At 68.9% G+C, this 21715-nt stretch carries 16 protein-coding genes; 10 read left to right on the top strand and 6 right to left on the bottom strand.

All coding sequences use genetic code 11. The features are described 5' to 3' along the window. Positions 1 to 54: 54 nt before the first annotated feature. The 4 genes from WT24_RS18645 (at position 55) to aroG (ending at position 8169) form a co-directional block, all read left to right on the top strand. Positions 55 to 4254 (top strand): YhdP family protein, encoded by a 4200-nt coding sequence (locus tag WT24_RS18645; protein ID WP_060035436.1) that lies wholly within the window; start codon positions 55 to 57, stop codon positions 4252 to 4254. Between the two features lie 62 nt (positions 4255 to 4316). After that, entirely contained in the window at positions 4317 to 5144 is an 828-nt protein-coding gene (locus tag WT24_RS18640) for a carbon-nitrogen hydrolase family protein (protein WP_060035435.1), read from the top strand. Positions 5145 to 5229: 85 nt separating this feature from the next. Further along, positions 5230 to 6696 (top strand): metalloprotease TldD, encoded by a 1467-nt coding sequence (gene tldD / locus WT24_RS18635; protein ID WP_059501033.1) that lies wholly within the window; start codon positions 5230 to 5232, stop codon positions 6694 to 6696. A 399-nt stretch (positions 6697 to 7095) separates the two neighbouring features. Beyond that, positions 7096 to 8169, top strand: coding sequence for a 3-deoxy-7-phosphoheptulonate synthase AroG (gene aroG / locus WT24_RS18630; RefSeq protein WP_034206466.1), 1074 nt, complete (start codon positions 7096 to 7098; stop codon positions 8167 to 8169). Between the two features lie 126 nt (positions 8170 to 8295). Here aroG and hmpA read toward each other — a convergent pair whose 3' ends face one another. Then, a complete protein-coding gene (gene hmpA / locus WT24_RS18625; protein WP_060035433.1) occupies positions 8296 to 9504 on the bottom strand; it encodes an NO-inducible flavohemoprotein in 1209 nt (402 codons plus the stop codon). Between the two features lie 94 nt (positions 9505 to 9598). After that, positions 9599 to 10150, bottom strand: a complete 552-nt coding sequence (locus WT24_RS18620; protein WP_060035431.1) for a cob(I)yrinic acid a,c-diamide adenosyltransferase — start codon at positions 10148 to 10150, stop codon at positions 9599 to 9601. Between the two features lie 136 nt (positions 10151 to 10286). Between WT24_RS18620 and WT24_RS18615 the strand changes: the two genes are divergently transcribed. The 6 genes from WT24_RS18615 (at position 10287) to proC (ending at position 17429) form a co-directional block, all read left to right on the top strand. Beyond that, positions 10287 to 11696, top strand: a complete 1410-nt coding sequence (locus tag WT24_RS18615; protein WP_059501030.1) for an FAD-binding oxidoreductase — start codon at positions 10287 to 10289, stop codon at positions 11694 to 11696. Positions 11697 to 11734: 38 nt separating this feature from the next. Continuing rightward, on the top strand, positions 11735 to 13228 hold the full coding sequence (locus WT24_RS18610; protein WP_060035428.1) for an FAD-linked oxidase C-terminal domain-containing protein: 1494 nt from the start codon (positions 11735 to 11737) through the stop codon (positions 13226 to 13228). Positions 13229 to 13413: 185 nt separating this feature from the next. Next, on the top strand, positions 13414 to 14502 hold the full coding sequence (glcE, locus tag WT24_RS18605; protein ID WP_059501028.1) for a glycolate oxidase subunit GlcE: 1089 nt from the start codon (positions 13414 to 13416) through the stop codon (positions 14500 to 14502). Between the two features lie 7 nt (positions 14503 to 14509). Next, entirely contained in the window at positions 14510 to 15736 is a 1227-nt protein-coding gene (gene glcF / locus WT24_RS18600; protein ID WP_060035426.1) for a glycolate oxidase subunit GlcF, read from the top strand. A 128-nt stretch (positions 15737 to 15864) separates the two neighbouring features. Further along, positions 15865 to 16563, top strand: a complete 699-nt coding sequence (locus tag WT24_RS18595) for a YggS family pyridoxal phosphate-dependent enzyme (protein ID WP_059501027.1) — start codon at positions 15865 to 15867, stop codon at positions 16561 to 16563. Between the two features lie 53 nt (positions 16564 to 16616). Next, positions 16617 to 17429, top strand: a complete 813-nt coding sequence (gene proC, locus WT24_RS18590) for a pyrroline-5-carboxylate reductase (protein ID WP_060035423.1) — start codon at positions 16617 to 16619, stop codon at positions 17427 to 17429. A gap of 109 nt (positions 17430 to 17538) precedes the next feature. On the opposite strand, the gene ubiA is transcribed toward proC, so the two are convergent. From ubiA to katG, 4 genes are all read right to left on the bottom strand, one after another. Then, positions 17539 to 18402: a 4-hydroxybenzoate octaprenyltransferase gene (ubiA, locus tag WT24_RS18585; protein ID WP_059501025.1), complete on the bottom strand. Its 864-nt coding sequence runs from the start codon at positions 18400 to 18402 to the stop codon at positions 17539 to 17541. A gap of 206 nt (positions 18403 to 18608) precedes the next feature. Then, positions 18609 to 19097 (bottom strand): non-specific DNA-binding protein DpsA, encoded by a 489-nt coding sequence (gene dpsA / locus WT24_RS18580; RefSeq protein WP_034206455.1) that lies wholly within the window; start codon positions 19095 to 19097, stop codon positions 18609 to 18611. A gap of 120 nt (positions 19098 to 19217) precedes the next feature. Continuing rightward, positions 19218 to 19388, bottom strand: a complete 171-nt coding sequence (locus WT24_RS34940; RefSeq protein ID WP_179949373.1) for a hypothetical protein — start codon at positions 19386 to 19388, stop codon at positions 19218 to 19220. Between the two features lie 110 nt (positions 19389 to 19498). After that, on the bottom strand, positions 19499 to 21685 hold the full coding sequence (gene katG / locus WT24_RS18570; protein ID WP_060035421.1) for a catalase/peroxidase HPI: 2187 nt from the start codon (positions 21683 to 21685) through the stop codon (positions 19499 to 19501). Positions 21686 to 21715 lie beyond the last annotated feature (30 nt).

The following is a 21715-nucleotide window of genomic DNA, read 5'->3' as shown; positions in this document are numbered from 1 at the left end:
TGATACATTTCAACGTCAGTCTGCAAAACTACCATATCGCCGCCCGTCCGCCGCATGTCCGACCGTCAGGAATCCGCCGTAGCTGCGCCCGAAGCGGGACCTCCGAAGCACGATCATCCGGTCCTGCGTCGCGTGTTCAGGGTGACGCTGGCAGTCGGGATCGGCACCTACTTCGTCGCGTCCGGCGCCCTCCTCGGGCTGCGCTACGTGCTGCTGCCGCGCATCGACGAATTCCGCCCGCGCATCGAGCGCGCCGTGTCCGACAAGCTCCACGCGCAGCTTTCGATCGGCAAGCTTTCCCCGAACTGGTCCGGCATGCAGCCGGGCGTCGAACTCACGAACCTGACGATTCGCGGCCGTGACGGCCAGATCGCGCTGTCGGTGCCGCACGCGACGGCCGCGCTGTCGTGGATGTCGCTGCTGCGGCTGTCGCCCGCGCTGTCGAGCCTGATCGTCGATCAGCCCGACCTCGTCGTCGCGCGCGCGGCCGACGGCTCGCTGAGCGTCGCGGGCGTCGGCGTGGCCACCACCCACGGCGGCAACGACACGTTCGGCACCTGGTTGCTGAAGCAGGAGGCGATCGTGCTGCGCGGCGGCACGCTGCGCTGGCGCGACGCGCTGCACGACGCACCGGAGCTCGTGCTGTCGGGCATCCGGCTCGCGGTGCTCAACGACGGCCGCGTGCACAAGGCCGCGCTGCAGGCGCCCGCGAACGGCACGCTGCTGCTCGGCCCGCTCGATTTCCGCGCGCGCTTCAGGCACAAGCCGCTCGCGCCGATCGGCAAGCCGGCGAACTGGACCGGCGACGCCTACCTGTCGACCGGCCCCGTCGACCTGCAGACGCTCACGCGCTATCTCGACGTGCCGCTCACGATCCACGCGGGCCGGATCGACAATGCGATCTGGGCGACCTTCGGCGACGGCCACCTGCGCTCGGCGGGCGGCGACCTGCAAGGCGCCGACGTCGCGCTGCGCGTGCGCCCGACGCAGCCGCGGCTCGACGTGCCGACGGTCGGCTTCGGCTGGGACATGGTGCTCGACGCGGGCCACGACTACACGCTGCACCTGACGCGCTTCAATGCGGAGCTCGGCCAGCCACCGCTGCCGGACGGCACGCCGCTCGCCCGCTCGCTCGCGCTGTCGACGCTGACCGCGCGCTACCGCGTGCCGACCGCGAACCAGGGGCAACTGCTCAGCGTGGTCGGCGACCGCGTCGATCTCGGCATCCTCAGCGAATTCATCCGCGGGCTGCCGCTGCCGGCGCGCCTGCGCAACGAGCTGATCAAGATCGACCCGCGCGGGATGGTGTCGAACTATCACATCGAAGTCGAGCGCGCGAAACCCGCGCACGCCGATCTCGCCGACGAGGAGCGGCGCATGGGCGCCGCGCCGATCGTCCGCTATCGCTTCCTCGGTGATCTGCAAGGCATCAGTTTCGCCGCGCAGGAGCCGCCGCCCGGGCTTTCGCCGCGCGGCCACCCGCGCGCCGGCTGGCCGGGCGTCGAGAACCTGTGGGGCCGCGTCGACGCGAACGAGACGGGCGGCGCCGCGCATATCGACACGGTCAACGCGGCCGTCACCGTGCCCGGCGAATTCGACGAGCCGCGCCTGACGTTCGACCGGCTGCGCGGCAACGCCAAATGGACGATCACGCCCGCGCCCGGCGACAAGCACGCGCGCGTCGACGTGTCGCTGCCCGACCTGCTCGTGTCGAACCCCGATGCCGAAATCGCGGTGTCGGGCTCGTACACGAACCCCGGCCACGGCCGCGGCTCGCTCGACCTGCGCGCCGATTTCGCGCGCGCGTCGGTCGCGCGCATTCCGCGCTACCTGCCGACCGGGATGTCCGAACACCTGCGCGACTATCTCGGCCACGCACTGCAGGACGGCAAGGTGACCAAGGGCGCATCGATCGTCGCACGCGGCCCGCTCGAGAAATTCCCGTTCGAACACGAGCCGGACGCCGGCGTGTTCCACATCGTCGCGCCGTTCACCGGCGGCCGCTTCGAGCCGACGCCGTACCCGCCGCGCAAGCTCGCGAACGGCACGCCGAGCGTCTGGCCCGCGCTCGACGGCATCGACGGCGTGTTCGAGCTCGCGCAGAACAAGCTGCGCTTCGACATCGCGCGCGCGCACTACAAGCGCGTCGCGCTGACGAAGGTCGCCGGCCGCATCGACGATCTCGGCAATCCGTCGCACTCGCCGCTGATCATCGACGGCCACGCCCAGGGCCCGCTCGCCGACCTGATCGACTACGCGGACAACAGCTCGCTCGGCACGATGAGCAACCACATCGGCCAGCGGATCGATGCGCAGGGCCCTGCGTCGCTCGCGCTCAAGATCACGATTCCGCAGCACGTCCCCCATCCGCACACGCACGTCGAAGGCGCGCTCGCGTTCGGCGGCAACACGCTGTCGACGAGCGGCGTGCCGCCGCTGTCGGCCCTGCGCGGCACCGTCGGCTTCACCGAGGCCGGCGCGTCGCTGCACGCGCTGTCGGGGCGCTTCCTCGGCGGCCCGGTGCGCGCGAACGGCAACTTCCAGTCGCACGGCCCGTACGCGGTGAACGTCGATGGCCGGCTCGCGCTCGACGCCGCGCGCGGCCTGAACCTGCACGGCGCGGCCGCCGCGCTGCTCGAGCACGTGGTCGGCGACGCGCCGTACAAGGTCGCCGTGCGCGGCGCGCCGGGCCGCCTGCCCGACGTCAGCGCGCAATCCGACCTGACCGGCGTGGCGCTGAACTTCCCGGCGCCGTTCGCGAAGCCGGCCGGCACGCCGATGCCGTTCCGCTTCACGCTGCAGCCGGCGCCGCAGGCGGACGGCAAACGCCTCGAACACGCCGACCTGACGCTCGGGCCGGTGAGCGCGACCTACCTGCTCGACGCGACGCGCGGCCAGCCGCTGCGCGCGGTGCGCGGCGCGATGGGCATCCACCGGATGCCCGACATGCCGCAGGACGGCGTGAGCGCGGCCGTCGACGTCGGCGAACTGGACGCCGACGCGTGGCTCGCCCTCGCCCACACGCTGCAGCCCGACACGCCGCGCGCGCCGGCGCCACAGGCCGCGCCGCGCGTCGATTTCGCGAGCTTCGCGCCGAAGCGCTTCGCGTTCCATTTCGGCACGCTGAAACTGCTCAAGCGCAACTGGGAGAACGTGATCGTCGGCGCGTCGCACGTCGACGACCTCTGGCAGGCGAACATCGCGTCGAACCAGGTCTCGGGCTACCTGTCGTGGGCGCCGGGCGGCGGTCACAACGGCGCGGGCGTGCTCAACGCGCGGCTCGCGAAGCTCGTCGTGCCGCAGAGTTCGCAGCACGACCTCGTCGGCCGCGCGATGAACCTGCCGACGCCGGCCGACCGCCCGATGCCGTCGATCGACCTGATCGTCGACCAGGTCGTCGCGCGCGATCACGACATCGGCCGGCTCGTCGTCAACGCGCGCAACATCGACGAAGACGGCACACCCGTGTGGCAGCTCGACAAGCTGGAACTGTCGAACCCGGCCGCGAAGCTCACGGCGACCGGCAACTGGCGCACGTCGCGCCGCGCGCTCGCCCGCGGCGCCGACGAACACGACGCGCCGCGCCGCACCGTGTTCGACTTCAAGCTCGACATCGACAACGCGGGTGCACTGCTCGATCGCGTCGGCCTGCCGCGCACGCTCGCGGACGGTCACGGCTCGGTCACGGGCAAGGTCGGCTGGCGCGGCGGCCCGACCGCGCTCGACTTCCCGTCGCTCGGCGGCCAGGTCGCGGTCGACCTCGAACACGGACAGATCCTGAAGGTCGATCCGGGCGCGGCGAAACTGCTCGGCGTGCTGAGCCTGCAAAGCCTCGCGCGCTTCCTGACGCTGAACTTCCGCGACGTGGTCGGCAAGGGGCTGCCGTTCGACAAGATCACCGGTACCGGCCGGATTTCGAACGGGATCGCGCGCACCGACGACTTCTCGATGATGACGGGCCCCGCGAACGTCACCGTGCGCGGCGCGGTCGATCTCGGCGCCGAGACGCAGGATCTGCATGCGCACGTCGCGCCGAAAATCAGCGCGGGCGCAGCCGCGATCGGCGCTGCCATCATCAACCCGCTGCTCGGCGTCGGCGTGCTGGCCGCGAACTATGCGCTGTCCGAGACGCTGTCGCGCGCGTTCGCGCTCGACTACGCGATCACCGGCTCGTGGGCGCACCCGCACATCGAGCGGGTGCGCAGCGATCAGGGTAAGATGAATCACGGTCCGGCCGATGCAGCGAGCCATTGAGCGCGCATCGAACCGCGCAGGGCGCCGGGCCGCACCCCATTTATGACGCAACCGATTCCGCGATGACCGACCACGCCCGTTCCGCCACACCCTTCCGGGTCGCCGCGCTGCAGATGGTGAGCACGCCGGACGTCACACGCAATCTGGCCGAAGCGCGCCGCCTGATCGCGGAAGCCGCCGGCGAAGGCGCGCAGCTCGTGCTGCTGCCCGAGTATTTCTGCTTCATGGGCCACCGCGACACCGACAAGCTCGCGCTCGCCGAACCGTACCGGGACGGCCCGATCCAGCAGTTCCTCGCCGACGCCGCGCGCCGCCACGGCATCTGGGTGATCGGCGGCACGCTGCCGCTGAAGGCGCCGGAGCCCGATCGCGTGCTGAACACGACGCTCGTGTTCGATCCGTCCGGCAACGAAGCCGCGCGCTACGACAAGATCCACCTGTTCAACTTCGAGAAAGGCGACGAATCGTTCGACGAGGCGCGCACGATCCGCGCGGGCGACACGGTCGTCGCGTTCGACGCGCCGGTCGGGCAGGTCGGGCTGTCGGTCTGTTACGATCTCCGCTTTCCGGAGCTGTACCGCCGCATGGGCGACTGCGCGCTGATGGTCGTGCCGTCGGCGTTTACGTATACGACGGGCCGCGCGCACTGGGAAACGCTGCTGCGCGCGCGGGCCGTCGAGAACCAGTGCTACGTGCTCGCGGCCGCGCAGGGCGGCAAGCACGAGAACGGCCGGCGCACGTGGGGCCACAGCATGCTGATCGACCCGTGGGGCGAGATCGTCGCGGTACGCGACGAGGGCGCCAGCGTCGTGCTCGGCACGATCGATCCGCAGCGCATCGCCGACGTACGCCAGAGCCTGCCCGCATGGCGACACCGCGTGCTGACCTGAATCCGCCGCACCGCTTGACACGCCGTGCGGCCCACCCGTCTGCCCGGCAGCACCCGACAACTTTTTGAGAACCCCCGATATCCGCATGAACATCATCGAACCCGGCATCCGCAACCTCGCGCTGGCGAAGGACATCCTGCTCACGCCGTACGGCCTCGACGAAAGCCTGCTCACGCGCACGATCGCCGACATCTTCACGCATCGCGTCGACTACGCGGACCTGTACTTCCAGGCGACCCGCAGCGAAGCGTGGAGCCTCGAGGAAGGCATCGTCAAGTCGGGCAGCTTCAGCATCGACCAGGGCGTCGGCGTGCGCGCGGTCGCGGGCGACCGCACCGCGTTCGCGTATTCGGACGATCTGTCGCCCGAAGCGATCGCGCAAGCCGCCGCCGCGACCAAGGCGATCGCGGCGGCCGGCGGCGGCCGCCAGAAGATCAAGGCCGCCACGTCGCTGACGGGCATCTCGGGCCGCGACCTGTACCTGCCGTCCGACCCGCTCGCGTCGCTCGACGCGACGGCCAAGGTCAAGCTGCTCGAACGCATCGAGCAGATGGCGCGCGGGCGCGACCCGCGGGTCACGCAGGTGATGGCCGGCCTCGCCGGCGAATACGACGTCGTGCTGGTCGCGCGCAGCGACGGCGCGCTCGCGGCCGACATCCGGCCGCTCGTGCGCGTGTCGGTCACCGTGATCGCCGAACAGAACGGCCGCCGCGAGATCGGCTCGGGCGGCGGCGGCGGCCGCTTCGACTACGGCTACTTCACCGACGAGGTCCTGTCGCGCTATGTCGACGACGCCGTGCACGCGGCGCTCGTCAACCTCGATGCGCGCCCTGCGCCGGCCGGCGCGATGACGGTCGTGCTCGGGCCGGGCTGGCCGGGCGTGCTGCTGCACGAGGCGATCGGCCACGGTCTCGAAGGCGACTTCAACCGCAAGGGCTCGTCCGCATTCGCGGGCCGGATCGGCGAGCAGGTCGCCGCGAAGGGCGTGACCGTCGTCGACGACGGCACGCTGCCGAACCGCCGCGGCTCGCTGAACATCGACGACGAAGGCAACCCGACGCAGTGCACGACGCTGATCGAGGATGGCATCCTGAAGGGCTACATCCAGGACACGCTGAACGCGCGGCTGATGAAAATGCCCGTCACGGGCAACGCACGGCGCGAGTCGTACGCGGCGCTGCCGATGCCGCGCATGACGAACACCTACATGCTGAACGGCGACAAGGATCCGCAGGAAATCATCGCGTCGGTGAAGAACGGCCTGTACGCGGTGAATTTCGGCGGCGGCCAAGTCGACATCACGAACGGCAAGTTCGTGTTCTCGGCGTCCGAGGCGTACATGATCGAGAACGGCAAGATCACCTACCCGGTGAAGGGCGCGACGCTGATCGGCAGCGGCCCGGAATCGCTGAAGTACGTGAGCATGATCGGCAACGACATGTCGCTCGACACGGGCGTCGGCGTATGCGGCAAGGAAGGCCAGAGCGTGCCGGTCGGCGTTGGCCAGCCGACCCTGCGGATCGACAAGATGACGGTCGGCGGTACGGCATAACCGCATCGCGGCGCACATGATCCGCGTATTTTGACGAAAACGCGCGGATTATCCGCATTTTCGACGGTCCCCGGTTGCCAGCCGCTCGGGGACGGGGTATAAATTCCGAATCAACTTTTTTGACGAGCCGAATTTCCGTCATGTCCGCCAAGTTTTACTTTTACTTTTTTTGGTATCTCAGACCGCTGGCGGATCGAGAGGGTTGATGGCGCGTAAAGCGCAACCGAAATTCCCGAAAAAAACCGCCGGCGAACCCGGCGGTTTTTTTTCGCCCTTCGCCAGCCGGTCGCCGCCGCAGCGGTCCCGCGGCCCCGACCGGCAGCACCGAATTGCCCGCATCGATGAATCCGCCGCACGCGCACTGACCGAACGGCGCCCCGGAAAACCAGGAGAAACAGCATGCCCCCGCACAACACCGACGACGTCCGCATTCGCGAACTCAAGGAACTGACGCCGCCCGCCCACCTGATCCGCGAATTCGCGTGCTCCGAAGCCGCGTCCGAGCTGATCTACCACTCGCGCCAGTCGATGCACCGCATCCTGCACGGGATGGACGACCGGCTGATCGTCGTGATCGGGCCGTGCTCGATCCACGACACGAAGGCGGCCATCGAATACGCGGGCCGGCTCGTAAAGGAGCGCGAGCGCTTCAAGGGCGAACTGGAAATCGTGATGCGCGTGTACTTCGAAAAACCGCGCACGACGGTCGGCTGGAAGGGGCTCATCAACGATCCGCACCTCGACAACAGCTTCAAGATCAACGAAGGGCTGCGCACCGCGCGCGAGCTGCTGCTGCAGATCAACGAAATGGGGCTGCCGGCCGCAACCGAATACCTCGACATGATCAGCCCGCAGTACATCGCCGACCTGATCTCGTGGGGCGCGATCGGCGCGCGCACGACCGAGTCGCAGGTGCACCGCGAGCTCGCATCGGGGCTGTCGTGCCCGGTCGGCTTCAAGAACGGCACCGACGGCAACGTGAAGATCGCGGTCGACGCGATCAAGGCCGCGTCGCAGCCGCACCATTTCCTGTCGGTGACGAAGGGCGGCCATTCGGCGATCGTGTCGACGGCCGGCAACGAGGATTGCCACGTGATCCTGCGCGGCGGCAAGACGCCGAACTACGATGCGGACAGCGTGAACGCCGCCTGCGCGGACATCGGCAAGGCCGGCCTCGCCGCGCGCCTGATGATCGACGCGAGCCACGCGAACAGCTCGAAGAAGCACGAGAACCAGATCCCCGTGTGTGCCGACATCGGCCGCCAGATCGCGGCCGGCGACGAGCGGATCGTCGGCGTGATGATCGAGTCGCACCTCGTCGAGGGTCGCCAGGACCTGAAGGAAGGCTGCGCGCTGACCTACGGCCAGAGCATCACCGACGCGTGCATCGCGTGGGACGACAGCGTGAAGGTGCTCGAAGGCCTGGCGGAAGCCGTGAAAGCGCGCCGGGTCGCGCGCGGCAGCGGCAACTGATAGCCGGCGGATCTCCGGCCGGCGCTTGACGCACGCGGCCCCGGTCTAGCGCCAAAAAGAAAAGCCCGGCTCGCGCCGGGCTTTGTCATTGCGTCGTTGCGTTGGCCGAAACCGGCCGTCGAATCTTCACTCGAGCGCACCCGACCCGAAGATCTCGGTATTTACGCGTTCCGGCGCGACGCCGAGCGCGACGAGCGCATCGCGCTGCGCCTTCATGAACGCGACCGGGCCGCAGATGTAGTAGTCGGCGTCCGGCACCAGCGCGTACTGCTGCACGCGTTCCGGCGTGAGGCGCCCTTCGAGGTCGTGGTCGATGCCGACGCGATCGTTCGGGCCGACCAGCTCGTACAGCACGGTGCGCTCGACGTTCGCGTGCTCGCCGACGGTATCGTTCAGCCAGTCGCGGAACGCGTGCACCGCGCCCGAACGGCATGCGTGAATGAACCGCACGTCGCGCTTGCTGCCTTCGGCGACCAGCGTCGACGCCATCGACATCATCGGCGTGATGCCGACCCCGCCCGAAATCAGCACGACCGGCGTATCCGCGTCGCGCTTCAGCGAGAAGTCGCCCATCGGTGCGGTCACTTCGACGATCGCACCCTCTTCCACGCCGTCGTGCATCAGCGTCGACACCTTGCCGGCAGGGATCGCTTCGGCCTTGCCGGCCTCGCGCTTCACCGAGATGCGCAGCCACTTGCCGTGCGGCGCATCGGACAGGCTGTACTGGCGCGGCTGGTCGACGCCGAGATCGCCGACGAAGCGCTTCACGGTGACGTACTGGCCCGGCTCGAACGTCGGCGCCGCGCCGCCGTCGGCGGGCGTCAGGTAGAACGACGTGATCTCGTCGCTTTCACGCACCTTGCGCACGACCTTGAACGGGCGGAAGCCGCTCCACGCGGCGTTCGCGTACAGATCGGCCTCGGCGCCGATCATGATCTGCGCGAGCTGGCCGTACGCGACCCGCCACGCTTCGAGCGTGTCGGCATCGACCGCGTCGCCGAGCACTTCGACGATCGACGCGAGCAGGTTCTCGCCGACGATCGGGTAGTGCTCGGGGCGGATGTTCAGGCTCGCGTGCTTGTGCGAGATGCGCGACACCGCGCCGCCGAGCGCGCCGAGGTTGTCGATGTTGGCCGCGTACGCGTAGACGGCCTTCGCGAGCGTTTCGGGCTGGCTGCCGGTCTTCTGGTGCGTCTGGTTGAACAGGTTCTTCAGTTCCGGATGACGCGCGAACATGCGCTGATAGAAATGCTTCGTGATCGTCGCGCCGTGCTCGGCGAGGACGGGGGCGGTGGCCTTCACACGGGCCATCTGGTCAGCGGTGATGTGGGTCATGTTCGTTCTCCGTTAAACATGCTCATACAATACATGTTTAAAAACGGACGCCTGCCGGACAAATTGTCGCAGTGCGCAAAAACGTGGCGGCGTGCTAGCGGACGCGTCCGCGCTCCCACAGCACGTCGGCGCCGCCGCCGGCGCGGTTCAGCACGCGCGCCAGCACGAACAGCAGGTCGGACAGCCGGTTCACGTACCGCCGCGGGGCATCGTTGAGCGCGTCGCCGCGCCCGAGCGCGACGATCGAGCGCTCCGCGCGGCGGCACACGGTTCGGCAGACGTGCGCGAGCGATGCGGCGCGCGAGCCGGCCGGCAGGATGAATTCCTTCAGCGGCGGCAGCGTCGCGTTGTAGTCGGCGAGCCACTGGTCGAGGCGCGCGAGATGCGTATCGTCGAGCACCGTGTGGCCGGGAATGCACAGCTCGCCGCCGAGATCGAACAGGTCGTGCTGGATCGTGACGAGCGCCGTGCGCACGTCGTCCGGCAATGCCTCGGCCAGCAGCACGCCGAGATTCGAGTTCAATTCGTCGACGTCGCCGATCGCGGCGATCCGCGCGTCGTCCTTGCCGATGCGCCGCCCGTCGCCCAGCCCGGTGGTGCCGTCGTCGCCCGTGCGCGTCGCGATCTTGCTCAAGCGGTTGCCCATGCGAATGTCCTCTCGTGCGCGGCCGCCACGCGGCCCGGTTGGCTGGAACGCGATTATCGCAGCCCGCGGCGGGAGGCGCAGCGGACGTTACAGCGTAGAATGAGGCGACAGTATGACAAGCAGTCAGGAGACATTCGTGAATCACCCTGCCCCGCCGGCCGCCACGTGCCGCCCGCTGCCCCCCGCCATGCTCGATGCGCTGCGCGCCGCTTTCGGCGAGCGCGTGTCGACCGCCGACGCGGTTCGCGCCCATCACGGCCGCGACGAATCCCCGTTCGATCCGCAACTGCCCGACGCCGTCGTGTTCGCGCGCAGCACCGACGACGTGCGCGAAGTCGTGTCGCTGTGCTCGCTCTACGGCGTGCCGCTGATCCCGTACGGCGCCGGCTCGTCGCTCGAAGGCCACCTGCTCGCGGTGCGCGGCGGCGTGTCGCTCGACCTGTCGGAAATGAACCGCGTGCTGTCGATCAACGCCGAAGACCTGACCGTGACGGTCGAGCCGGGCATCACGCGCAAGGCGCTCAACGAAGCGCTGCGCGACACCGGCCTGTTCTTCCCGATCGATCCGGGCGCCGACGCCAGCATCGGCGGGATGACCGCGACCCGCGCGTCGGGCACCAACGCCGTGCGCTACGGCACGATGCGCGAGAACGTGCTCGGCCTGAGCGCGGTGCTCGCGGACGGCCGCGTGGTCAAAACCGGCTCGCGCGCGCGCAAGTCGTCGGCCGGCTACGACCTCACGCGGCTGTTCGTCGGGTCCGAAGGCACGCTCGGCGTGATCACCGAGATCACGCTGCGCCTGCATCCGCTGCCCGAGGCCGTGTCGGCCGCGATCTGCACGTTCCCGACGATGGGCGACGCGGTCCGCACGGTGATCGAGACGATCCAGATCGGCGTGCCGATCGCGCGCGTCGAATTCGTCGACGCGCTCGCGGTACGCTCGATCAACCGTCACTCGAACCTGACGCTGACCGAGGCGCCGACGCTGTTCTTCGAATTCCACGGCACCGACGCCGGCGTGAAGGAACAGGCCGAACTCGTGCAGGCGCTCGCCGGCCAGAATTCCGGCCAGGGCTTCGAATGGGCGACGCGCCCCGAGGATCGCACGCGGCTCTGGTCCGCGCGCCACAACGCGTACTTCGCGATGCTGCAGTTGAAGCCCGGTTGCCGCGCGGTGACGACCGACGTGTGCGTGCCGATCTCGCAGCTCGCCGCGTGCGTCGAGGAAACCGAGGTCGACCTGCGCGCGTCGTCGCTGCCCTGCCCGATCGTCGGCCACGTCGGCGACGGCAATTTCCACGTCGCGATCCTGATCGATCCCGACAAGCCCGAGGAACTCGCCGAAGCCGAACGCATCAACGACCGGATCGTCGAGCGCGCGCTGCGCCTGGGCGGCACCTGCACGGGCGAGCACGGCGTCGGGCTGCACAAGATGCGCTTCCTGCCGAAGGAGCACGGCGACAACGCAATCGACACGATGCGCGCGATCAAGCTCGCGCTCGATCCGCGCAACCTGATGAATCCGGGCAAGATTTTCACGTGCTGACACGGCGGCGCGGCACCGCGCCCCACGCAGGAGACCTCATGAACGCTCCCGTCGAACTGTCGAGCGCCACACGCGCGCAGCGCCAGCGCGAAGTCGTGCAGGCGCTGATGGCCGTGCTGCCGACGCACTGCCTGCTGTACCGCGACGAGGACACGGCGCCGTACGAATGCGACGGCCTGTCCGCGTACCGCCGGCTGCCGCTCGCGGTCGCGTTGCCCGAGACGGAGTCGCAGGTGCAGCGGATCGTGCAGATCTGCCGCCGCATGGAAGTGCCGATCGTGCCGCGCGGCGCCGGCACCAGCCTGTCGGGCGGCGCGCTGCCGATCGCGCTCGGCGTCGTGCTGTCGCTCGCGCGCTTCACGCGCATCGTCGAAGTCGACCCGTACGCGCGCACGGCGACCGTGCAGCCCGGCGTGCGCAACCTCGCGATCTCGGAAGCGGCCGCGCCGTACGGCCTGTATTACGCGCCCGATCCGTCGTCGCAGATCGCCTGCACGATCGGCGGCAACGTCGCGGAAAATTCCGGCGGCGTCCACTGCCTGAAATACGGGCTGACCGTGCACAACGTGATGCGCGTGCGCGCGGTGACGATCGACGGCGAGATCGTCGAATTCGGCTCGCTCGCGCTCGACATGCCGGGCCTCGACCTGCTCGCCGTGATGATCGGCAGCGAAGGGATGTTCGCGATCGTCACCGAGGTCACGGTGCGACTGATCCCGAAGCCGCAGACCGCGCAGCTCGTGATGGCGAGTTTCGACGACGTCGTCAAGGGCGGCGAGGCCGTCGCGGCGATCATCGCGTCGGGCATCATCCCGGCCGGGCTCGAGATGATGGACAAGCCGGCGACGCAAGCCGTCGAGGCGTTCACGCACGCGGGCTACGACCTCGACGCGAAGGCGATCCTCTTGTGCGAATCGGACGGCACGCCCGAAGAAGTCGCCGAGGAGATCGTTCGGATGACGGCCGTGCTGCGCGAACACGGCGCGACGCGCATCCAGGTGTCGCGCAACGAAAGCGAGCGACTGCGCTTCTGGTCCGGCCGCAAGAACGCGTTCCCGGCCGCCGGCCGCATTTCCGCCGATTACTACTGCATGGACGGCACCGTGCCGCGCCGCGCGATCGGCCCGCTGCTCGCGCGCATCGAGCAGCTCGAAACGCGCTACGGGCTACGCTGCATCAACGTGTTCCATGCGGGCGACGGCAACATGCATCCGTTGATCCTGTACAACGCGAACGATCCGGACGAGTTGCACCGCGCCGAGCAGTTCGGCGCGGAGATCCTCGAATGCTGCGTGGAATTCGGCGGCAGCGTGACGGGCGAGCACGGCGTCGGTATCGAAAAGCTCAATTCGATGTGCGTGCAGTTCTCGCCGCAGGAGCGCGACGCGTTCTTCGCGGTCAAGCGCGCATTCGATCCGGCCGGGCTGCTGAACCCGGACAAGGGCATCCCGACCCGCGCGCGCTGCGCCGAATACGGGCGCCAGCACGTGCGCGGCGGGCTGCTGCCGCACCCCGACCTGCCGCGCTTCTGAGCGGCGCGCGCGGGTCGCGGCTTGCACCAGCGGCCGCGGTGCGCGGGTCTGCCGTGCCCGCGCGGCGCGTTCGCGTGCCGGCCCCCGCATGCCGGATGCGGGACGGGGCTTAGGGATAGTCGCGATGTGGAATCGCGCCACCCCGGTACAATCGACCGGACAACGAGACGAGAAAGCAACGGAACATGGAAGAGGACGACATCGTCGCCGGATGGGCCGAGCGCATCCGCGCCGCCAGTGCCGACGGCCGGCCGCTGCGGATTCGCGGCGGCGGCACCAAGGACTGGTACGGCCAGGCGCTCGAGGGCGAAATACTCGACACGCGCGCGTTTCAGGGCGTCGTGTCGTACGACCCGGCCGAACTCGTCGTCACGGTCCGCGCGGGCACGCCGCTCGCGCAACTTGAAACCGTCCTCGCCGAGCGCGGCCAGATGCTGCCGTTCGAGCCGCCGCACTTCGGCCGTTCGGCCACCGTCGGCGGCTGCGTCGCCGCCGGCCTCGCGGGCCCGCGCCGCGCCACCTGCGGCGCACCGCGCGATTTCGTGCTCGGCACCACGCTGATGAACGGTCGCGGCGAAAGGCTGCGCTTCGGCGGCCAGGTCGTGAAGAACGTCGCCGGCTACGACGTGTCGCGGCTGATGGCCGGCGCGCTCGGCACGCTCGGGCTGATGCTCGACCTGTCGATCAAGGTGCTGCCGATACCTGTCGCCGAAGTCACGCTCAAATTCGAGATGACCGCGACCGACGCGGTGCGCAAGCTCAACGAATGGGGCGGCCATCCGCTGCCGGTCAGCGCGAGCGCGTGGCGCAACGGCACGCTCGTGCTGCGCCTGTCGGGCGCGGAAGCTGCCGTGAAATCCGCGAAAACGCTGCTCGGCGGCGAAGTCGTCGACGCGGTCGAGGCCGAGCGCTTCTGGTCCGGCCTGCGCGAGCATACCGATCCGTTCTTCAACGGCATCCCGCCCGGCTACGCGCTGTGGCGCCTGTCGCTGCCGTCGATCACCGAACCGATGCACCTGCCCGGCACCCAGTTGATGGAATGGGGCGGCGCGCAGCGCTGGTGGATCACCGACGCCGACGCGCAAACCGTGCGCATGAGCGCGAAGCAGGCCGGCGGCCATGCGACGCTGTTCCGCGCGGGCGACACCTACGACCGCAGCGCGGGCGTGTTCACGCCGCTGCCCGCGCCGATGATGAAGATCCACCGCGGGCTGAAGAGCGCGTTCGATCCCGCGCGCATCTTCAATCGCGGCCGGCTCTACCCAGACCTCTGAGGGATCGATGCAAACGAACCTCGCCGATTTCATCCGCAATACGCCCGACGGCGACGAGGCCGACGCGATCCTGCGCAAGTGCGTGCACTGCGGGTTCTGCACCGCGACCTGCCCGACCTATCAACTGCTCGGCGACGAACTCGACGGCCCGCGCGGACGCATCTACCTGATCAAGCAGATGGTCGAAGGCGTGCCCGTCACGCGCAGCACGCAACAGCATCTCGACCGCTGCCTCACCTGCCGCAGCTGCGAGACGACCTGCCCGTCCGGCGTGCAGTACGGCCGGCTCGTCGAGATCGGGCGCAAGCACGTGGAGGCGCAGGTGGAACGCCCCGCGCAGCAGCGGCTCATGCGCCGCGTGCTCGCGAGCGTCGTGCCGAACGCCGCGCTGTTCTCGCCGGCAATGCGGCTCGGCCAGCACGTGCGGCCGCTGCTGCCGAAGCGGCTGCGCGACAAGGTGCCGCCGCGCACGCGGCTGCTCGAATGGCCGCACCGCACGCATACGCGCAAGATGCTGATGCTCGGCGGCTGCGTGCAGCCGTCGATGCTGCCGAACATCAACATCGCGACCGCGCGCGTGCTCGACGCGCTCGGCATCGAGACGGTCGTCTCGCCCGACGCGGGCTGCTGCGGCGCGATCCGCCTGCACCTGAACTATCACGACGAAGCGCTCGACGACGCGCGCCGCAACATCGACGCGTGGTGGCCCCACGTCGAACAGGGCGCCGAGGCGATCGTGATGAATGCGTCGGGCTGCGGCGCGACGGTGCTCGAATACGCGCACCTGCTGCGCGACGATCCGGCCTACGCGGAGAAAGCGCAGCGCATCGTGTCGCTGACGCGCGACATCTCCGACGTGCTGCTCGCGTTCGAGGCCGAACTCGCGACGATCGCCCGGCGCCGTGCGATCCATACGGTCGCATACCACCCGCCGTGCACGCTGCAGCACGGGCAGCAGTCGCGCGGCAAGGTCGAGCGCCTGCTCGAGACGCTCGGCATCGACGTGCGGCTGCCGGCCGACAGCCATCTGTGCTGCGGCTCGGCCGGTACCTACTCGCTGACGCAGCCGTCGCTGTCGTACCGGTTGCGCAAGCAGAAGCTGCTGAAGCTGCAGGCGCTCGAACCGCAGATGATCGTATCCGGCAACATCGGCTGCATCGCACACCTGCAAAGCGGCACGCAGGTGCCGGTCGCCCACTGGATCCAGCTCGTCGAGCATTTGCTGTACGGCTAGTGCCTGTTCACGCGTAACGGGCGGGCGCGCGGCGTCCGTATAATGAGCGGATCGATGCGCCGCGGATCGCGGCGCATCGGCTTCATGCCCGTTTCCGCGCTGCCTGCGTGCCTGCTTCCGTGCCCGTCATGTCCGATCTCGCCGCCCGTCTCGACTCCGTTCACCGCCGCATCGCCGACGCCGCCCGCGCGGCCGGCCGCGATCCCGCCACCGTATCGCTGCTCGCCGTGTCGAAGACGTTTCCGGCCGACGACGTGCGCGCCGCGCATGCGGCCGGGCAGCACGCCTTCGGCGAGAACTACGTGCAGGAGTCGCTCGACAAGATCGACGCGCTCGCCGACTTGCGCGCGAGCCTCGAATGGCATTTCATCGGGCCGCTGCAATCGAACAAGACGCGCCCCGTCGCCGAGCGCTTCGACTGGGTCCATTCGGTCGACCGGCTGAAGATCGCGCAGCGCCTGTCGGAACAGCGCCCCGCGCACCTGCCGCCGCTCAACGTGTGCGTGCAGGTGAACATCAGCGGCGAGGCGTCGAAGAGCGGCGTCGCGCCGGCCGACGTGGCCGAGGTCGCGCGTGCGGTCGCCGCGCTGCCGTCGCTGCGGCTGCGCGGCCTGATGGCGATTCCCGAACCGGCCGGCGACACCGACGCGCAGCGCGCGCCGCATCGCGCGCTGCGCGCGTTGTTCGACGCATTGCGCGCCGACGGCCTGCCGCTCGACACGCTGTCGATGGGCATGTCCGCCGATCTCGACGCGGCCGTGCTCGAAGGCGCGACGATCGTGCGCGTCGGCACCGCGATCTTCGGCGCGCGCGATTACGCGCGCTGAACGCCGCGCTCTTTTCCGCCTTTCCGTTCACTCACTCGCTCATTCCCGACATCATGAAAATCGCATTCATCGGCGGCGGCAACATGGCCGCGGCCCTGATCGGCGGCCTGATCAAGCGCGGCGTCGCCGCGGACGGCCTGTATGCCATCGACATCAACGAAGACGTCCGCGCGCGCGCCGCGCAACAATTCGGCGTGCGCACCGGCGCGGCCGTCGACGCAACGCTCGCCGATTACGGCGCGATCGTGCTCGCGGTGAAGCCGCAGGTGCTGAAGGACGTCGCGCAGGCGCTCGCGCCGCACCTGAAGTCGCAGCTCGTGATCAGCATCGCGGCCGGCATCCGCGGCACGGATCTCGCCCGCTGGCTCGGCGGCTACGCGCGCGTCGTGCGCACGATGCCGAACACGCCGGCGCTGGTCGGCATGGGCGTGACGGGCCTCGCCGCGCTGCCGGGCGTCGACGCGGCGGGCCGCGAACTCGCATCGAGCGTGCTCGGCGCGGTCGGCGAGATCGTGTGGTTCGACGACGAATCGCAGCTCGACGCGGTCACGGCGATTTCGGGCAGCGGCCCCGCGTACGTGTTCTATTTCATCGAAGCGCTGCAGGAAGCCGCGCGCCGTCTCGGCATGAACGACGAACAGGGTCGCGCGCTCGCGGTCGCGACGTTCGCGGGCGCCGCGCAACTGGCCGCGCAATCGGGCGAGCCGGCGAGCGTGCTGCGCGAACGCGTGACGTCGAAGGGCGGCACGACGGCCGCCGCGCTCGCGGCATTCGACGCACAGGGCGTGAAGGACGCGATCGTGCGCGGCGCGCTCGCGGCCGAAGCGCGTGCGAAGGAAATGGGCGACGAGCTCGGCCGCGCGTAAGCGCGACAGCGGCGCCGGTTTGCGCCGGCGCCGGACGTAAAAAAAGCGACCGTCGGGTCGCTTTTTTCGTTGGCGCCGCCCGCAAAGGCGCGATATGTCGGGGTGTCGTTCAGCGAGCGGCCAGCAGGTAATGCGCGGCGATGCCCGCGAACAGCACGCCGCCGAGCCAGTTGTTGTGGCGGAACGCCGCGAAGCAGGGCATCCGTTCGCGACCCTTGATCAGCGTGTAGTGATACAGCGCGCAGCCGACCGCCGCCGCCCAGCCGGCCCAGTACGCGATGCCGAAGCCGAGCGTCACGCCGATCCACACGTAGATGCCGAGCGTCACCGCGTAGCACGCCATCACGGCCGCGACGTCGAAGCGGCCGAACGTCAGCGCGGACGTGCGGATGCCGATCTTGATGTCGTCGTCGCGATCGACCATCGCATACTCGGTGTCGTACGCGACCGACCAGAAGATGTTCGCGACCAGCATCACCCACGCCAGCACCGGCACCGTGTCCTGCACGGCCGCGAACGCCATCGGGATGCCGAAGCCGAACGCGATGCCGAGATACGCCTGCGGAATCGCGAAGAAACGCTTCATGAACGGATAGGAGCCGGCGACGAACAGCGCGACGACCGACAATTCTTTCGTCAGCGTATTGAGCGGCAGGATCAGCAGGAATGCGACGAACGACAGCCCGACCGCGATCGCGACGGCTTCCCATGCCCGGATCTTGCCCGACGTCAGCGGCCGGTCGGCCGTGCGCTTCACGTGGCGGTCGAAATCGCGGTCGGCGTAATCGTTGATCGCGCAGCCGGCCGAGCGCATCAGCAGCGTGCCGAGCGTGAAGATCACGAGCAGCGGCCAGCGCGGATGGCCGTCCGATGCGATCCACAGCGCGTTGAGCGTCGGCCACAGCAGCAGCAGGCTGCCGATCGGCTTGTCCATCCGGACGAGCCGCAGATACAGGGGAAAGCGGGCAAGCATGGCGAAGCACCAGGAAGAGAATCCCGGCATTTTAGAGCCGAGCGGCGCTGCGCGTCATGTCGGCGCGCCCCGCGGCCGGCGGTCGCAGCGGGCCGGCCGGCCGCCGCGGCCCGCTGCGCACGGCCGTGCGGCGGCGGGCATCGATCCAGGGACGGATTCGGAGCCGGCCCGCCCGGGCCCGGCCCGACGCCCCGGCAGCGCTGGACTTACGCGAGCAGCGACCGCAGCATCCATGCGGTCTTTTCATGCGTCTGCAGGCGCTGCGTGAGCAAATCGGCGGTCGGCTCGTCGCTCGCCGCGTCGGCGATCGGGAAGATTTCGCGCGCGGTGCGCACGACCGTCTCGTGCCCTTCGACGAGCTGGCGGATCATCTCCTCGGCGGCCGGCACGCCCTTCGCTTCGGGCACCGACGACAGTTTCGCGAAATCGCCGAACGTGCCGGGCGCAACGACGCCCAGCGTGCGAATGCGCTCGGCGACGGAGTCGACCGCGAGCCATAGTTCGTTGTACTGCTCCTCGAACATCAGGTGCAGCGTGTTGAACATCGGTCCGGTCACGTTCCAGTGGAAATTGTGGGTCTTCAGGTACAGCGAAAACGTATCGGCGAGCAAGCGCGACAGGCCCTCCGCGATGTTCTTGCGGTCCTTGTCGCTGATGCCGATGTTGATCTGCGTGGCGTTGCCTTTCTTGGCCATCTTCGGGACTCCTCATTCGAAATGTTGAACCGGCGAAAATGCATCGGGCAATCCGCATGCCGCCTCGCGCGGCATCCGTTCGCGACTCGCCAGTCTAGCGTCGCGAATCCGTGGCCGCCCTCAACCGCCGGCGGCCGACACGACCGGCGCGAGCGCGTGCAGCGCCTGCGAGGCCAGCTCCGCCGCTCCGCCGACGACGATCGCGAAGCCGACGACGTAGCGCGCCAGCTCCACCGGCGATCGCAGAATGGGCGCCGCGGCAGCGCGCATGTCGAGCATCATTTGCGTCATGATCGTCACTCCTTTGACAAGACATCGTTCAGGGAAGAAACGGCCGGTCGCCGGACCGGCCGTTTCACGTTACTGCATCACCGCATCACCGCATCGGGATGCGGCCGGGTTCACGCGAGGTCGAAGCGGTCGAGGTTCATCACCTTGTTCCAGGCCGCGACGAAATCGCGCACGAACTTCTCCTTCGCGTCCGCGCTGCCGTACACCTCGGCCAGCGCACGCAGTTGCGCATGCGAACCGAAGATCAGGTCGACGCGCGTGCCCGTCCACTTGAGCTCGCCCGTCGCGCGATCGCGCCCTTCGAACACGTCGTTCGCGGCCGACACCGGCTTCCATTCCGTGCCCATGTCGAGCAGGTTCACGAAGAAGTCGTTCGTCAGCGTTTCCGGACGATCGGTGAACACGCCATGCTTCGCATCGCCGGCATTCGCACCGAGCACGCGCAGGCCGCCGACGAGCACCGTCATCTCCGGTGCGCTCAGCGTCAGCAACTGGGCCTTGTCGACCAGCAGCGCCTCGGCCGGCGTCTTGTACGCGTGCTTCAGGAAGTTGCGGAAACCGTCGGCGAGCGGCTCGAGCACGGCCATCGCGTCGACGTCGGTTTCTTCCTGCGACGCGTCCATCCGGCCCGGTGCGAACGGCACGGTGACCGCGATACCCGCATTCTTCGCGGCCTGCTCGACGCCGGCCGCACCGGCCAGCACGATCAGGTCGGCCAGCGACACCTTCTTGCCGTCCGTCTGCGCGTCGTTGAACGCCTTCTGCACGCCTTCGAGCGTTTCGAGCACCGCCGCGAGTTCGGCCGGGCGGTTCACTTCCCAGTCCTTCTGCGGCGCGAGGCGGATGCGCGCACCGTTCGCGCCGCCGCGCTTGTCCGAACCGCGGAACGTCGATGCGGACGCCCAGGCGGTCGACACGAGCTGCGACACGCTCAGCCCCGTCGCCAGCACCTTCGCCTTCAGCGCGGCGACGTCGGCGGCGTCGATCAGCGGGTGATCGACGGCCGGGATCGGATCCTGCCACAGCAGGTGTTCCGCCGGTACTTCCGGGCCGAGATAACGGGCGCGCGGGCCCATGTCGCGGTGCGTGAGCTTGAACCACGCGCGTGCGAACGCGTCGGCGAATTCGGCCGGGTTCTCGTAGAAGCGGCGCGAGATCTTTTCGTAGGCCGGGTCGAAACGCAGCGACAGGTCGGTCGTCAGCATCGTCGGACGATGCTTCTTCGACGCGTCGTACGCGTCCGGAATGATCTCGTCGGCATCCTTCGCGACCCACTGGTGTGCGCCGGCCGGGCTCTTCGTGAGCTCCCATTCGTAGCTGAACAGGTGCTTGAAGAAGTCGTTGCTCCACTTCGTCGGCGTCGACGTCCACGTGACTTCGAGACCGCTCGTGATCGTGTCCTTGCCCTTGCCCGTGCCGAACGTGCTCTTCCAGCCGAGGCCCTGCTCTTCGAGGCCCGCGGCTTCCGGCTCCGGACCGACGTTGGAGGCCGGGCCGGCGCCGTGCGTCTTGCCGAACGTGTGGCCGCCCGCGATCAGCGCGACCGTTTCCTCGTCGTTCATCGCCATCCGCGCGAACGTCTCGCGGATGTCGTGCGCGGCGGCGACCGGGTCGGGGTTGCCGTCCGGGCCTTCCGGGTTCACGTAGATCAGGCCCATCTGCACCGCGGCGAGCGGGCTTTCGAGTTCGCGCTTGCCCGTGTAGCGGCTGTTCGGGCCGCCGCTCAGTTCCAGCCAGATCTTTTCCGAGCCCCAGTAGACGTCGTCCGGCTCCCACGTATCGACGCGGCCGCCGGCATAGCCGAACGTCTTGAAGCCCATCGATTCGAGCGCGACGTTGCCGGTCAGGATCAGCAGGTCGGCCCACGAGATGTTGCGGCCGTACTTCTGCTTGATCGGCCACAGCAGGCGGCGCGCCTTGTCGAGGCTCACGTTGTCCGGCCAGCTGTTGAGCGGCGCGAAGCGCTGCTGCCCGCCGCCCGCGCCGCCGCGGCCGTCGGCCGTGCGGTACGTGCCGGCGCTATGCCATGCCATGCGCACGAACAGGCCGCCGTAGTGGCCGAAGTCGGCCGGCCACCAGTCCTGCGACGTCGTCATCAGCGCGTGCAGGTCCTGCTTCACCGCGGCGAGATCCAGCTTCTTGAACGCCTCGGCGTAGTCGAAATCGTCGTCCATCGGATCGGACAGCGCCGAATGCCGATGCAGGACGTCGAGGTTCAGCCGGTTCGGCCACCAGTCCTTGTTCGTCGTGCCGCTGCCTGCGGTGTGGTTGAACGGGCACTTCGTTTCGTTCGACATGCTTTTTTTCTCCTTCACTGGCTCGTAGGC

This window comes from Burkholderia sp. MSMB1078WGS (assembly GCF_001528895.1).
Classification (GTDB): domain Bacteria; phylum Pseudomonadota; class Gammaproteobacteria; order Burkholderiales; family Burkholderiaceae; genus Burkholderia.
The sequence above is the reverse complement of the archived record's forward strand: the minus strand, read 5'-3'. Positions and strand labels throughout refer to the sequence as shown.